This window comes from Neochlamydia sp. AcF84 (assembly GCF_011087585.1).
Lineage (GTDB): Bacteria > Chlamydiota > Chlamydiia > Chlamydiales > Parachlamydiaceae > Neochlamydia.
This window is the reverse complement of sequence record NZ_VJOT01000061.1, coordinates 1-15,171: the sequence shown is the minus strand read 5'-3', so window position 1 is coordinate 15,171 and position 15,171 is coordinate 1. Positions and strand designations below refer to the sequence as shown.

The following is a 15,171-nucleotide window of genomic DNA, read 5'->3' as shown; positions in this document are numbered from 1 at the left end:
TTAAAAAGTGAGGATAATCAATGAGCGCACTAGAAATTGCAAGCCTAGTGGTAAAAGGCTTAGAAATCATTCCCGCGGCCACAGAAATTATACGTGTATGTCACAAGTCAGATCGCTTAAATACTGAGGAGAAATTATCTATAACGGCCGAAGCTCTTTTTGTTTTTTTTAGAGCCTTGGAAGTCGGCTTCCAAGGTACGCGCCTAGCCACATCTGAAAAAGTGGATCAATTTTGTAAGGAAATAGGAGTTTCGGCAGACGAGATTAAAATTGGTTTAACCCTTTCTTCTAATTTTGCAGACGTTGGACGCATAACTTGCCATAAAATAGGTTCTAATGAGCGTTTACCTATAGCTATGATAGATATTTTGGCAGTAGCCATCTTTAAAGTAAGCGAAACTGTCGATCAGATTTCTAAATTAGAGACTTTATCCGCTCAAACAAAAGAAGCTTTAAGTTGGGTGGACACAGGTGGAAACCTTGCCGCTACTAGTCTTAGTATGGGAGTTACAAGCTATCGAGTTTATACTAATAGAGAGAAAATCTTTTTGGCGACAAAGCTTATCTTTAAATATTTAGCTCACATCCATCAAGAGCCTGTGGTTGTAGAAATAAAAGGTAAATATGAAGAGGATGCGAATAAAAATGCGGAAATTTTAAATGCTAAGAATAGGCAGTTATTATTACGCATGATTAAGTGGTATAATTTAGAAGAAATTCCCAGTACCTTTCATAAAGATCCTATTTTCTCTCAATACATATGTGCTATCAGCGGTAAACCTATTCGAAGGCCTGTTAGAGCCTTGCATGGCTTGGGAAAAACACTTTATGAACGTACAGAATTGTATCAATGGAAGGCCCAGCACCCCCATGAGCTTCCTAATCATTGGCCAGAAGATATTCCTTTTGTGCCTCAAAATATGATGAGCGACAAGAAGATTCAAAAGACTATTGATGCACGCCTAGAAGAGTGTGCAAGCTTTTTTAAAATTGGACTTAACACAAGGAGAACTTAAAGACAAAACTAATATTTCATTTTTATATCTTAACATAAGTCAGCCAGGAGTAATCATGATAGTACCTTCAAGTGTTATTAGAGATAAGAACAGCGAAGACGCAGAAGTTATAGAATATATATATAATCGTTTACCTAAGAACGGGACTTTTTCTAAAACAGATATTAAAGTTTCTAGAGTCATCTATGATTGGTTTAAAGGAGCTGAACATCCTACAAATAAGCCCCTTAATAAATTCTGTGAAATAACTAGAAAAATTACTATAAAAAGGCAAACGGCTTCAAAAATAGGTGAAGGATTTCAAGCCTTTTTTTTGACATTTTTAAATATGGCCCAAAATAAATATAATTTAGATGAGGCAGATGTAGCATATGCAAAAGACGCCATTGAAGAAATTCTTTCAGATGAGCACTTAGAAGATAACCAAAATAGTCGAGAGCTTAAAAGTTTGTATGTCAACTGTAAAACCATAGTTTTTTATCAATCATTAGAAAAAGAAGAACATAAGTACGGCCCCTTATTCACAGATGGGCAAGGAATAGCCTATACGTGTACAGCTGCTGTGGTCGCACACCGAATTACTCCTTTAGCTCTCAGCGTCATTGCAACTATTTTGCAAGCGTCTAAATCGTCATGTACACTTTTTTAATTAAAGGGAGATTTTATATATGCACAATATAGAAAATTCATTATGCCAAGCGTCTCAATATACATTAACAAATACAAATTTACACGAACAAGGTATCCCAGAAGCTTCTTTAGAAGAGTTTGAAAATAAGAATACGTCTTTTGGTGATCTTTTAGGGGGCGCTCAAATGCAGCTTCAAGATAACCAGTCTAGAGATGTGTACAATCGCAAAGAACCACAAGAACTACAGGGATTGCTTAAACAATCTATCGAGAATATCGCAAGCATTTATGAGGCTTCTAAAGAATTAAGCAAGCCTTCTAAAAGCAAGCAATATTCTCTGTTGGTCTCAGAGGTAGAAGAAGAGGTAGCTAAAATAAAAATTTTAGGTGGAGTCTTAACCGATAAAGATCAGGTGGTAGAGAGTAAGCAGATAGAAGACCAAGAGAAGGTTCTTAAGCAAATGTATAAAGATATGCCCTTGGGAGAAAGCATTCTACTTCGGTGGGATATAGAGATGATGAAAGGTATGTCACGTCGTCCCGCAGAAAAGATTTACACTACTTCTTATGGAACATTTGAAAATCCTAATGTCTCACACTTAGAATTATCGCGCTGGTTTTCATCTTATATAACAGAAGGGGCTTTCTTTGGTTTTTGTTGCATGTTTAGGGAGCATGAGCTAGGAGAGGAAAAAGATTTTAATAGGATGTTTACTTGTATTAATCTTACCAAAAGCGATGAACAAAGAAAAATAGAGAGGAAGCTTTATAATGGCAGGCCCTCCTTTTGGGGAAATATTCAATCTTCACTTTTTTCTATTGGTCGAAATCTTTTATCTAAAGATCAATCCTCTGGCGAAGTTGAAGAAAAAAAAGAGACTCAAGCATTAAGCTTATCCTCTACAGAAGTAAGTGTAGCTGGATTTATAAACCTTCCTACCAAGCCCGTAAGCAATTATCAGATCAAGCAGCAAAAGGTACTAGCAAAGCTTGCACAAGATTTGCCTGCAATGATGGAAGTATGGAATGTGGACTCCTTTCAAATTATAACTTCCGAGCAAATGCTAGCTGAAGGCTACGAATACGAAGGTGCTTATTCAGGAGATAGAATTCTACTTTTCCATAAACGGGTAGAAAACCAAGAGGCTGCAATTGCAGCCATGGATCCATTATCAACTCAAGGAAAATCGGATTAGCAAAGAGCTATTAATCGTACATACTCGTCTCCTACCTGCATTTTTATATAAAATGCAGGTGTTTAATTACTAAATGAGAAACGAGCAGAATGATAGTTTGATAATAAACAAGTGTTTTCTATTTTAAATTTGAGGGAAGAAGATTAATATAATTTATTAGCTTTATACTAATTTGTGGTGTTAATAAGAAGCTGCTTTCCTCTTAAAAATCTAACAGGAACCCAGTATGCCTTATCATTTGACCAATCATCCGAGAAAATATGATTTATCTTATAAAGATATAGGACTATCTTTAATCACAGGCTTATCAGGAGCTCCTTATGCTAGTCGACATTGGCAGCTCTCTAACTATGCCAAAGCTAAGCATTGCTTAGGCCATCGTTTGATTGCCTGTATAGAAAGTATTCCTTTTGCAGGCGCTTTGGCAGCTATCCTCGAAAGAATTATTGTTTTTATCCAAGAAAAGCTTTTAAAAAATGGCGTGCTAACCAAGCATAAAGCCGGTACTTCACCTTCTTGCCATGCTATAGCTAACACTCTTGTGGTTTCTCACCTAGCTAGCACTAGTTCCCCTCTACCAGAGACATCTATAGTGGGATTGCTCGATCATGGCCAGTATAGCTTGCAAGATAAGCAATCTAGAGATGTGTACGATCGCAAAGAACCGCAAGAACTACAAGTTTTACTCAAACGATCTGTTGAGAATATTGCTAACATTTACGAGGCCTCTAGAAAGCTAATGAAACCTTCTAGAAGCAAACAATATTCTCTGTTGGTCTCAGAGGTAGAAGAAGAGGTAGCTAAAATAAAGATTTTAGGTAAAGTTTTAGCTGACAAAGATCAGCTGGTAGAGAGTAAGCAGATAGAAGGCCAAGAGAAGGTACTCAAGCAGATGTATAAAGATATGCCCTTGGGAGAAAGCGTTCTACTGCGATGGGATATAGAGATGATGAAAGGTATGTCACGTCGTCCCGCAGAAAAGATTTACACCACTTCTTATGGAACATTTGAAAATCCTAATGTCTCACACTTAGAATTATCGCGCTGGTTTTCATCCTATATAACAGAAGGGGCTTTCTTTGGTTTTTGTTGCATGTTTAGGGAGCATGAGCTAGGAGAGGAAAAAGATTTTAATAGGATGTTTACTTGTATTAATCTTACCAAAAGCGATGAACAAAGAAAAATAGAGAGGAAGCTTTATAATGGCAGGCCCTCCTTTTGGGGAAATATTCAGTCTTCACTTTTTTCTATAGGTCGAAATCTTTTATCTAAAAATCAACCTTCGGATGAAGCTGAAGAAAAAAAAGAGACTCAAGCATTAAGCTTACCCTTCACAGAAGCAAGTGAAGCTGGATTTATAAGCCTTCCTAACAAGCCTGTAAGCAATTATCAGATCAAGCAGCAAAAGGTACTAGCAAAGCTTGCACAAGATTTGCCGGCGATGATGGAAGTATGGAATGTGGATTCCTTTCAAATTTTAACTTCAGAGCACATGCTAGCTGAAGGCTACGAATATGAAGCCGCTTATTCAGGAGATAGAATTCTGCTTTTCCATAAACGGGTAGAAAACCAAGAGGCTGCAAGCTCAGCCATGGATCCATTATCCACTCAAGGAAAATCGGATTAGCAAAGAGCTATTAATCGTACATACTCGTTTCCTACCAGCATTTTTATATAAAATGCAGGTGTTTAATTAATAGAGGGGTAATTGATAAAGTGCTTTTTAATCTACCTTTAAGCAAAGAAAAGTTAATATAATTTTTTTGGCTTTATACTAATTTGTATTGTTAATAAGTGGTCGCTTTCCTCTTAAAAATTCACCAGGGTTTAGGTATGTCTTATCTTTTAACCGATCATCCTAGAAAATATGATTTATCTTATCAAGATATAGGATTGTCTTTAATTACAGGCTTATCAGGAGCTCCTTATGCTACTCGGCATTGGCAGCTCTCTAACTATGCCAAAGCTAAGCATTGCTTGGGCCATCGTTTGATTGCCTGTATAGAAAGTATTCCTTTTGCAGGCGCTTTGGCAGCTATCCTTGAAAGAATTATTGTTTTTATCCAAAAAAAGCTTTTAAAAAATGGCGTGCTAACCAAGCATAAGGCTGTTACTTCACCTTCTTGCCATGCCTCAGCTAACATTCTTCCGGTTTCTCACCTAACTGCCATTAATTCCCCTCCCTATGAGACATCTATATTGGGATTACTCGATCATGGCCAGTACGGCTTGCAAGATAAGCGATCTAGAGAGATGTACGAGCGCAAAGAACCGCAAGAACTACAGGGGTTGCTTAGACAATCTATCGAGAATATCGCAAGCATTTATGAGGTTTCTAAAGAATTAAGCAAGCCTTCTAAAAGCAAGCAATATTCTCTGTTGGTCTCAGAGGTAGAAGAAGAAGTAGCTAAAATAAAAATCCTCGGTAAAGTTTTAACCGATAAAGATCAGGTGGTAGAGAGTAAGCAGATAGAAGACCAAGAGAAGGTTCTTAAGCAGATGTATAAAGATATGCCTTTGGGAGAAAGCGTTCTACTCCGATCGGATATAGAAAGAATGAAAAGTTTGTCACGTCGTCCCGCAGAAAAGACTTACACTACTTCTTGCGGAACATTTGAAAATCCTAATGTTTCTTCTTTGGAATTATCCCGTTGGTTTTCACCCTACATATATGAAGGAAACTACGAATGCTTCAGCTGTATGTATAGAGAGCATGATATAGTAAAGGAAAAAAACTTTAATAGAATGTTTACTTGCATTGGCTTGGATAAGAAGGAAGAACAAAGAAAAATAGAAAGAAAGCTTTATAATGGCACGCCCTCCTTTTGGAAAAATATTCAATCTTCCCTTTTTTCTATCGGTCAAACTCTTTTATCTAATGAAGCTGAAGAAAAAAAAGAGACTCAAGCATTAAGTTTGCCCTCCAAAGATGCACGCGAAGCAGGATTTATAAGCCTCCCTACCAAGCCCATAAGCAATTATCAGATCAAGCAGCAAAAGGTACTAGCAAAGCTTGCACAAGATTTGCCGGCGATGATGGAAGTATGGAATGTGGATTCCTTTCAAATTTTAACTTCAGAGCAAATGCTAGCTGAAGGCTATGAATATGAAGTTGCTTATTCGGGACACAGAATTTTGCTTTTCCATAAACAGGTAGAAAACCAAGGGGCTGGGATGGAAGCCATCAATCCTCTGCCACCTCAAGATTAATCATGAGCGGTCACAGGGGGACCAGATTTACAAGTCATACTTTATAAAACTAACTTATTCGCTTTTGCTTGTCCGTGCGAGCAGACTGAATGCAGGGCTTATTAGGTTAAGCAGTGTCATCTACAATTTCACTACTTTAGGTTCTGACAGACTCTGTTTATTCTTTTAAAACAACATCAAGCGTGAAAAATTGGAGACATAGGATAAAGATTTTCTATCATGAATAATACGCTTTTAATCTACTCCTTATGCAGTCACGTACTTTATAAAATCCCTTTTGCTAAGCAGAGGGATGTCTTTCAGAAGGTTGGGTAGGTAGACTAAGTTTTTTTAAAGCGTATAATTTCTAAGAGGAGGAAAAGTAGGCTACAGTAAAGAAAAGAAGACAGCGCTTTTTTTCGCTGTCTTCTGAAAGGCCGACATCTATTTTTTATTGTCATCAATAATTTCTATGTCTGCTTCCTCTATCGTCTCTTCTCCATTGCCTTGCTTCTGAGATTCTTGCTGCTCAGCACCAAAGCCAGCTCCTGGGCCACCTGCCGTAGACTGCCCATAGGAAGCATCAGGGCTGCCTGCGTGTCCTGCCTTTGCTATGGCTTCCCCAATATGTTGCATTTGGGTTTCCAGTTCTTGTTTAGCTGTTTTTATACGCTCGATATCCACGCCTTCTAAAGCTTTTTTAATAGCCTCGATTTTGCTTTGGATCGTATCGACAAGATCTTTAGGTAGCTTTTCTTTATACTCTTCGAGTGATTTTGCCGCACGGAATGAGAGGGAATCTGCTTCATTGCGAATTTCCACTTCTTCCTTGCGCTTTTTATCTTCTTCGGCATGAAGTTCAGCATCTTTAAGCATACGTTGAATATCGTCTTCACGTAGCCCTGATTGAGCTTCGATACGAATTTTTTGCTCTTTACCACTCGATATGTCTTTTGCAGAAACATGCAAAATACCATCCGCATCGATGTCAAAAGCTACTTCGATCTGTGGAATACCTCGAGGAGCTGGTGGAATATCACTCAAGTCAAATCGTCCTATTTCTCGGTTATCATTGGCCATCTTACGTTCACCTTGCAGAACACGGATTGTTACGGCAGGTTGATTGTCAGCTGCGGTAGAGAAGATCTGTTTCTTTTGAGTGGGAATAGTAGTGTTTCGCTCCACTAGAGGAGTCATTACGCCGCCCATAGTTTCGATACCAAGCGTTAGAGGGGTAACGTCGAGTAAAAGTACATCTTTTACCTCGCCTGTCAAAACTCCACCTTGGATTGCTGCGCCTACAGCGACCACTTCATCGGGGTTAACACCTTTATTTCCTTCTTTGCCAAAAATGTCTTTCACCACCTCTTGCACAGCAGGCATACGAGTCATTCCTCCTACGAGAATAATTTCGTTAATGTCCTCTTTTTTTAAGCCAGCATCTTTCAAGGCTTTTAGGCAAGGCTCTTTAGTACGCTCGATTAGGTTATGAGCTAAGCTTTCTAGTTTCGAGCGAGTTAAGGTTAAAGACAAGTGTTTAGGCCCAGTAGCATCCATGGTGATGAAGGGCTGATTAATCTCTGTCGATTGTGTGCCAGAGAGTTCAATTTTCGCCTTCTCGGCCGCATCACGTAAGCGCTGCAAAGCCATCTTATCATTATGCAGATCGATGCCATTTTCTTGTTTAAAGGTATCAAGAATCCATTTAAGAATTTCGTTATCAAAGTCGTCACCACCCAAGTGAGTGTCACCATTGGTGGCTAGCACTTCGAAAACACCATCTCCTATTTCTAAGATCGAGATATCAAAAGTGCCTCCTCCTAAGTCAAATACCGCGATTTTTTTATCACTCTTTTCTTTATCTAAACCATAAGCTAAGGCAGCGGCGGTAGGTTCAGGGATGATACGTTTAACATCTAAGCCAGCAATACGACCGGCATCTTTCGTGGATTGGCGCTGAGAATCGTTAAAGTAGGCAGGAACTGTAATCACAGCTTCCGTTACTTTTTCTCCCAAATATGCTTCTGCTGTCTCTTTCATCTTAATTAAGATTTGTGCACCCACTTCTTCGGGGCTAACAATCTTATTACCTAATACTTCAAAGACTGCATCTCCATTAGCATTTTTGGTAACTTTATAGGGCACTGTCTTAATCTCAGACACTACTTCATCATATTTACGGCCAATGAAGCGTTTTGAAGATGAAATAGTGTTTTCTGGATTAGTAATAGCTTGGCGCTTTGCAGGAATACCTACAAGGCGCTCATTGCCTTTATAAGCTACGATAGAGGGAGTGGTTCTTGTACCTTCAGCATTAGCAATGACTTTAGGAGCTCCACCTTCCATCACTGCTACGCAGGAATTTGTAGTCCCTAAGTCAATGCCTATAATTTTTGATTTTTTTTGAGTCATCTTTAAAACTCCTTATTTGTAATTTGCTATGTGATGGTTTATTTGGCTTAAGGCCTTATGTGAGTGTTATAGCTTTGCTTTCAGAAAAGGCAACACTCACTCAAGCGTTTTCTGTAATCAATTCAACGTTTACTTTCACTTATTCAGTGGTAGAGGAGGATAAATTTTCCTCTATATGCGTCTCAGGACTTGATTTTTTGGCTACTTTTACTCGAGCAGGTCGAATAATCTTGCTACCCATTTTATAACCTTTAGTATTCTCCTCGACGACAGTCCCTTCAGGAAATTCTGTAGTTTCTATCATTTCTACTGCTTCATGGTGATGAGGGTCAAAGGGCATCCCTATCGATTTAAAAGCATGCACATCATTATTAGTGAGGGCTTCTTTAAATTGATTAAGTATCATTTTAAATCCAGTGGCCCAGTTATTTACCTCTTCAGACATTTGATCTGTAAAAGACAAAGCCTTCTCCATATGATCAAGGGGAGTAAGAAAATCTACTATCACGCTTTGAATAGCCATCTGCATCATTTCTTGTCGTTCTTTATTTAAACGTTTTCTTAAATTTTCTGCTTCAGCAATCGAGCGCAAATATTTGTCTTTATAATCGTGTATCTCTCTTTTGAGATGCTCGAGTTCAAGATCGCTAATATGTACTGTTTTTGGCTCTTTTTTAGGCTTTGTTTCCTTTTCTAAAGATGGGGTAGATTCATCTTCATCAGGTATATCTTCAATAGTCATTTTTTGCTCCTCTTTTACGTACCATTGTGTTCAATCAGCATGAGGGAAGATTCACCCAAAAAGCATGGCTTATCCGGTTGGGTACTAATCGTCCCTCTTTGTGGCTGGCGAAATGTGATTTTGAATTTATAAATACTTCGGGTAATAGCCTCGCTAATGTTTTCTGAAAAGTTATGCAATAAGCCAAATAGATGTCGATAAGGCAAGCGTATAGGGCCTAGCAGTCCTATAGCTCCCACACACTGTTTATTGGCATAATAAGGAACGGTAACTACTGAACATTCTTGCGGGCCTGCAGAAAGAAAATCAAGATCCTCGCCTATCCAAAACTTTAAGGTCTCTTTTTTGCTGCATTCTTTTAGCAATAAACGCATGGAAGGAACGTTTTCAAACAAAGAGAGACAGTGGGTAAGCTTTGAGACATCTTGCATTTCGGGATAAGCTAGCAATTTTGAGAAACCGGTGCGATAGATATCTTCATCGGTAAAATTGGAATAGCTAACGATGTAGCGTACCATAATTTCATTATAGAATAATTGAGCTAAATTTTTTTCTTCTTCAGTAAGATTATCGGGTGTGTTGATATCTATCGAGCTAGAGGATTGATGAATACGGTTGAGTCGCCATTGAAAGTATCTTTCCATTCGCTTTAAGGAGAAGGTGCTCATTCGCTTATCAAGAGGCATGATTTCCGTCTGTATCAAGCCAATGCTAGTAAGAATGATACATAAGCAGCGCGTATGATCAATCTCCACAATTTTTATTTGATTGATATAATCTTGATCAAAACGAGGTGCCGATAAAAAGACGGCGCATTTTGCTAGGTGACTTAATGTTTCAGCAGCTTCTTGTAGATAAGAAGCTAGTTCGTGAGTTTCTTTATCTCGAAGTTTTTGAAGTTCATGTTGGTAGGCTTCTGAAGTCTGCTTTGTGGTAGAATGTTCCTGAGCATATAGTCGGAATGCTTGAGTTGTAGGAATACGTCCGCCGGAAGAATGCTGTTGAGAAAGATAACCTTCTTTTTCTAAATTCGAGAAATAATTACGGATGGTAGCTGAGCTTAACTCTTCAAAACGAAATTCTTTAAGAGTATGAGAGCCGATAGGTTTACCAGTTTTAAGGTATAATTCAATCAGCCCCATTAAAACTTGCCGCTCACGGTTATGTTTAGCCGATTTCTTTACGGTAATAAGCTTTAACGCTTTCAAGATGTGCTCCTTCCTTTGTGAACTTATGATAATTTATCAGGTATTTGCGATCAAGCAATTTTTAGCAGTTAATGTTTTTAATTGCTAAATTTTAGAAAGTCTTCTTTTCAAGAGAGAAAAAGTATCAATGCCCCCCCTTGGTAAGATACACAAAAGGGGGAGTAGCAACTTAAGAGAAGAAGTTTATCTAGAAAGGTTAAGAAAAAATTTGCTTTAGCTTCTAAAAATTAGGCTCTTCGCTAAATATTTTTCTTAGATGCCGCGCAGCATCTTTGGAAGGAGTAGGGGGCGTGGAGTGAGGAGAAGAAAAAGGAGTTGATGAAATTTCATCTTCTATTTCCCCCTGTAAAATTTGCTCGCTATTCTCCACATTAAGCTCATCATTATATAATACTCTTAGAATTCGAGCGGCATGGGTGGCAGGGGTAGGAGGAACAAGTGGAGGTTTTCTTGGAGGAGTAGCCAACACTTCATAACTAGTATCCATTCTTACCTGCGGCGTGCTCTCTATAAAGGGAGGAGGAGTAAGTGTAGGCTCACCTTCGCTGCTTACAGAAGGAATGGCTAGAGATTGATTTAATTGCTGAATCTCAATTGCCTTTTCTTGCAACGTAGTCGTTAAGATGCTAACTTCATTTTGCAATTCTAGGTTCCTAGCAGCTAACCGTTCGACCGTCTTGTTTTTTTTATAGACTTCTACTGCCAATAAAGCACACACTCCTGCTGCAGTTGCTATAATTTTTTCAGAGGAAAATGCTATAAATTTTGCTTCAAAGTTATTCAAAATCCTGGGGTCAGTCAAGGTGATCTGCTCCTGCTTAATACATTTAATGGCTAGTAGAACAGTAGCTGCAGTCGCCCCAAATATTATCGTTTTTACTGTAAAGGAATAAAAATTTTTCTTAGGATTTGAAGGCGGTTGAGGCGAAGCGGCTAATGGAATAGCCGCAGAATCATTCTGCGAAACCTGGCTATTAGGTGTAAGGCTTGACATTTTTGCTTTTCCTTTATTTAAAAATGCTTTTTAAGGATATAAGAAACTGTTAAAGAATAAAAATCTATTGCGTAGGAATAAACCATTAAAATTTTTTTGTTTTTTGCCTAAGACAGAGCTCTAAATGCTTAAAAAAGATTGGCTCTATTTTCGTTCGGACTATTTTATTGCATTTACCATCTTATCGATCGCTACTAAAATTTCTTCCTTGCTTGAATTTCTTTCCATCAGGTGATAGATTTTGTTTCGCAGTTTATCAATGAAATTTTGTGTACCTTCTTTAACTTCATGAATATAGGCTTTAGCTTTGCTCCTGACCTCTTCAACCTCATGCTCTTTATCTTGAATAGCAGTTTTTAATGCCTGAAGCTCTTCAGTTAGCTTTTCAATCTTGGCAACATACACTGGATTCTCAGCTGATGTATTAGCACTTAGATGCTCTGCCACAGTAGCGGAAGAAGTAAGAGCAGGGGTAACATTTTCATCGCTTGAGGGGTTCTCGCTTAATCTTTTTTCTAACTCTTCTTGCCTAACTTTTAAGCTTTGTATTTCTTCCACTTGATGTTTTGACAATTTCATCGTGTTGTCTAAATTTTTTCTTAAAAGCCCAATTTCTTGTTCTTTTTTGGCTAAGCTGTCTTGTGCAATATCAAGTTTTGATTTTGTCTCTTTTAACCTAACTTCAACTGCCCTCTTCTCATAATCGGCTTTAGTGAGCTTCTTCTTCATTTTTTCTATCTCTTTCTGCGTTTCCGAAAGCTTTTTTTCTATCTCTGTTTTCGCTTTCTGAGTGGCATGAAGTTCATTCAGTGCCGTTTGCGCGACCTTGAGATTAGACTCAGAATTTGAAGAATTTTTTACTTCTTCTATTTCCTTTTCTTTGTCAGCAACTATTTTCTTTGTTTCTTCAAGTTGTTGTTGGAGGGCTTGAGTCTCTTCCATTTTAATGCCCATTTTAGCCTTTATTTCATCAATCTGTTGATTAAGCTCACCTATTTGCTCTTCAGCTTTGGCTATAGCCTCTTGTGCATAGTGAAGTCGTTCTCTCGATTGGTGAGTTTCTTCGTTGCTAGTTCGAATTTCTACTTTTAGTGCATCTATTTGTTGATTAAGTTGAGCTATTTTTTGTTTAGCAACTTCATCTTCATGATTAATAGGCTGATTTCTTAATTCTTCTATCTGTTGATTTAAAGCATTATTAGCTTGAAACAAAGTTTTAACTTTTTCTGTAAGCCTCTTAACCAGGTTAATTAATGAAAAAGGAACTTTAAGGCTGCTGGCTAGAATGGTAGAGATAAGTGTTCCTGTTAGCGCAGTAGTAGCACAGGCCCCTGCAATCACAGGAGAAGCAAAAATGAAGGCCGCTACGGCTGCTGCGGTAGAAGCTATGATTGCCAGGCTGCCAAAGCAGATAGTAGCTACTCGACGACCCTGCATATTTCCTGGAGATTCCTTTCTTTGGGTGGAGGGCTGTCCATCTCCTAGGTATAAAGCTTGTAAAGCGTTATTTATTACTTCTTGTGTCATTTTGTTTCTCCTTAGAAAATTCAGCGTAAAATGACCTTAAGTTTATAAGTGTACTTAGGTTTTTTTACAAGAGGAATATGATTTAGTTAGGGAAGATAACTTTTTAAAAGGGAGCCTATCTATTATTGTTTAAATTTTCTGCTTGCTTTTTATTCTCTAAAAGAACAAAGTATTTGGCTTTATTTTTTTATTTGTCGAAGAATATAATAAGAAAAGCAGCTTGAAGGCAGGTCTTGCTAGATAAAGCAAGACCTTAAAAGAAAGATAAAATGATCAGCCTTTATTGCTTATTTCTTCATAGTGAGAGAAGCAAGACATTGCTCGACAAGAGGGATAATCTTTTTGTTAGTTTTTTTATTTTCTTCTAATTTAGCCTTAAATTTTTCTAAAAGTTCTGCTTGATCTTTAAAGTAAAGCAGCCGTTCATTTTTAAGTTTTTGCGTTTCTTGCTTAAGCTCCTCTAGCTCATTTTCATTGGTAACCAAGGCGTTATTCTGCTTTAATTTCTGCCTTAAATCTTCAATTTCTGTTTTAAAAGCTTCATATTTTTTAAATATTAGGTTATTAAAATTGATATCGATCCATTCAATAGCAGGGTCTCTTGCTTCACTGCTAACTTTACTGCCTAATGCTAGGATATTCTTTTTTAGTACACCTAATATATGGAGCTGCTGATCGATAGAAAAGGTTAAGGCCATATCTTTGGCTTTGAAATATTGTTTCAAATTTTCTTCCATTTCAGGAGTAAAATGTAAAGGAGAAGTTTGGACAGCAGGTTGAGAAGATTTCTCTTGAGCAAATCTTACTTGTTTCTCGCTGGAGGACTTATCTTCCGGATGTTTAAGTTTTTCCTCTTTAATTTTTTCTACTAAGGTAGCATTCAGTTCTTTCAAGTTGATAAATTCATGACTTAATTTTTCATTCTCTTGGCGAAAGCTCTGGATATTCTTTTGGAGCTCTACTATCTGCTTTTCTTTGGTCTCTACGTTGGAGACTTGATTCTGAATTTGCTTTCTCAGCGCTTCTAATTGCGCTTCCAATGCCGCATTTTTCTGAGCTATTTCTTCAGAGTGCTGTTGAGACTGCAGCGTTTTTTTAACCGCTTTTAATTTCTCTTGCAGATCAAAAACCTCATTTTCTTTTTGTTCTAACAATTTCTGATGCACGCTTTTAAGTTGTTCAAAGTCAGCATTTTTTGCTTTTAGGCTATCTTCTAACTGTTTTTTTTCTTGAATAAGTTGCTCCAAGGCGGCTTGCCGCTTTACCTTTTCCTTCTCCTGTGCCTCTACTTTAATTTTCTCTTTGCTATTTACTTGCCCCTGGGTAGGAACTGTTGGTTGAGGAATGTTTTTTTGTAGTTCTTCTAACTGTTTTTGGACCTTGTCTAATTGTTTGCTTAGCTCTAGGATTTTAGCTTCTTTTGCTTTTATCTGAGCCTCATAATCATCTTTCATTCGTTGCTTCGTGCTTTCTGCCTCTAACAAACTTTTGTTAAGATGCACCAATTTTTCCTTTATATCTTTTACTTCGCTTGTATGCTTGTCTAGAATTTTTGCTGGATCCTCTAATTTCTCTTGGGTCAATAGCGAGGGTGTTTTACCTTCGCCTGCATGAAGCTCTGCCTCTGCATTGGCCTTTAGCCGATTGAGTTCTTGAAGTTGGTTTTCAAGGCGAGCAACTTGGATTTTAAGTTCAGTATGCTTTTTTAAATCTTCACCAGAAAGATTTATACGAGTGGCGGAAATAGTAGCTAAGATTGTTGTCACTAATGTTGTGGCCGCTATAGCAGCTACCAAGTAAGAAGAAAAAACTGCAGCTGCAACAGCTGCGACTGCTGCCACGCTTGCTGTAATTCCTAAAGTGGCGATTGTAAAAGTCTTGCCTCTGTTCATTGAACCAAACTGAACTGGCATATTTTTTTTATTTGCTAAAGGTTGTCTTTCCATAGCTGGCTCTACAACTCTAGCTTTTGTAACGGTAGGCGCTGACATTTCTTTTCTCCTGGGTAAACGTAAGTTTATTTATAACAACAATTTATAGAATGAGAATGTTTTTTTTACAACATATTTTATTAACATTAAATTAAAAGAATATGTGCCGAGATACGATGCTAAATAGTTTGACATGATTTAAAGGATGTTTCATGCTTAAGTAATATTTTGAGAGCGTTTTTTCTCCCAAATCGCTATACTTTATTTACGCCTAAATCATTATAAAGCTCTTAATTTCTTGCAAAGTTGACTATGAAACCAATCAA

Annotated in this window: 11 protein-coding genes; 5 read left to right on the top strand and 6 right to left on the bottom strand. The window is 37.7% G+C overall.

The genetic code is table 11. From position 1 onward, the window contains the following. The first annotated feature begins 20 nt into the window (after positions 1-20). The 5 genes from NEOC84_RS06905 to NEOC84_RS06885 all read left to right on the top strand — a co-directional run bounded on the left by NEOC84_RS06905 (position 21) and on the right by NEOC84_RS06885 (position 6,052). The gene (locus NEOC84_RS06905) at positions 21-1,016 is read left to right on the top strand and encodes a hypothetical protein (RefSeq protein WP_166157172.1); all 996 of its coding nucleotides are present in this window, start codon (positions 21-23) and stop codon (positions 1,014-1,016) included. A gap of 55 nt (positions 1,017-1,071) precedes the next feature. Continuing rightward, positions 1,072-1,665 (top strand): hypothetical protein, encoded by a 594-nt coding sequence (locus tag NEOC84_RS06900; RefSeq protein ID WP_166157169.1) that lies wholly within the window; start codon positions 1,072-1,074, stop codon positions 1,663-1,665. Between the two features lie 19 nt (positions 1,666-1,684). Continuing rightward, complete coding sequence (locus NEOC84_RS06895) at positions 1,685-2,842, top strand: hypothetical protein (RefSeq protein ID WP_166157166.1); 1,158 nt, start codon at positions 1,685-1,687, stop codon at positions 2,840-2,842. Between the two features lie 226 nt (positions 2,843-3,068). Then, positions 3,069-4,469, top strand: a complete 1,401-nt coding sequence (locus NEOC84_RS06890) for a hypothetical protein (protein ID WP_166157163.1) — start codon at positions 3,069-3,071, stop codon at positions 4,467-4,469. A gap of 206 nt (positions 4,470-4,675) precedes the next feature. After that, positions 4,676-6,052, top strand: a complete 1,377-nt coding sequence (locus NEOC84_RS06885; RefSeq protein WP_166157160.1) for a hypothetical protein — start codon at positions 4,676-4,678, stop codon at positions 6,050-6,052. A gap of 423 nt (positions 6,053-6,475) precedes the next feature. Here the strand turns inward: NEOC84_RS06885 and dnaK are convergent, their stop codons facing one another. The 6 genes from dnaK to NEOC84_RS06855 all read right to left on the bottom strand — a co-directional run bounded on the left by dnaK (position 6,476) and on the right by NEOC84_RS06855 (position 14,905). Then, entirely contained in the window at positions 6,476-8,443 is a 1,968-nt protein-coding gene (dnaK, locus tag NEOC84_RS06880) for a molecular chaperone DnaK (protein ID WP_166157158.1), read from the bottom strand. A gap of 139 nt (positions 8,444-8,582) precedes the next feature. Beyond that, positions 8,583-9,185: a nucleotide exchange factor GrpE gene (locus NEOC84_RS06875; protein WP_166157155.1), complete on the bottom strand. Its 603-nt coding sequence runs from the start codon at positions 9,183-9,185 to the stop codon at positions 8,583-8,585. A 14-nt stretch (positions 9,186-9,199) separates the two neighbouring features. Further along, positions 9,200-10,393, bottom strand: a complete 1,194-nt coding sequence (gene hrcA, locus NEOC84_RS06870; RefSeq protein WP_166157152.1) for a heat-inducible transcriptional repressor HrcA — start codon at positions 10,391-10,393, stop codon at positions 9,200-9,202. 220 nt (positions 10,394-10,613) lie between these two features. Next, positions 10,614-11,387: a hypothetical protein gene (locus NEOC84_RS06865; RefSeq protein ID WP_166157149.1), complete on the bottom strand. Its 774-nt coding sequence runs from the start codon at positions 11,385-11,387 to the stop codon at positions 10,614-10,616. A 159-nt stretch (positions 11,388-11,546) separates the two neighbouring features. Continuing rightward, the gene (locus NEOC84_RS06860) at positions 11,547-12,914 is read right to left on the bottom strand and encodes a hypothetical protein (protein ID WP_166157146.1); all 1,368 of its coding nucleotides are present in this window, start codon (positions 12,912-12,914) and stop codon (positions 11,547-11,549) included. Between the two features lie 287 nt (positions 12,915-13,201). Next, positions 13,202-14,905: a hypothetical protein gene (locus NEOC84_RS06855; protein ID WP_166157143.1), complete on the bottom strand. Its 1,704-nt coding sequence runs from the start codon at positions 14,903-14,905 to the stop codon at positions 13,202-13,204. Positions 14,906-15,171: the final 266 nt, after the last annotated feature.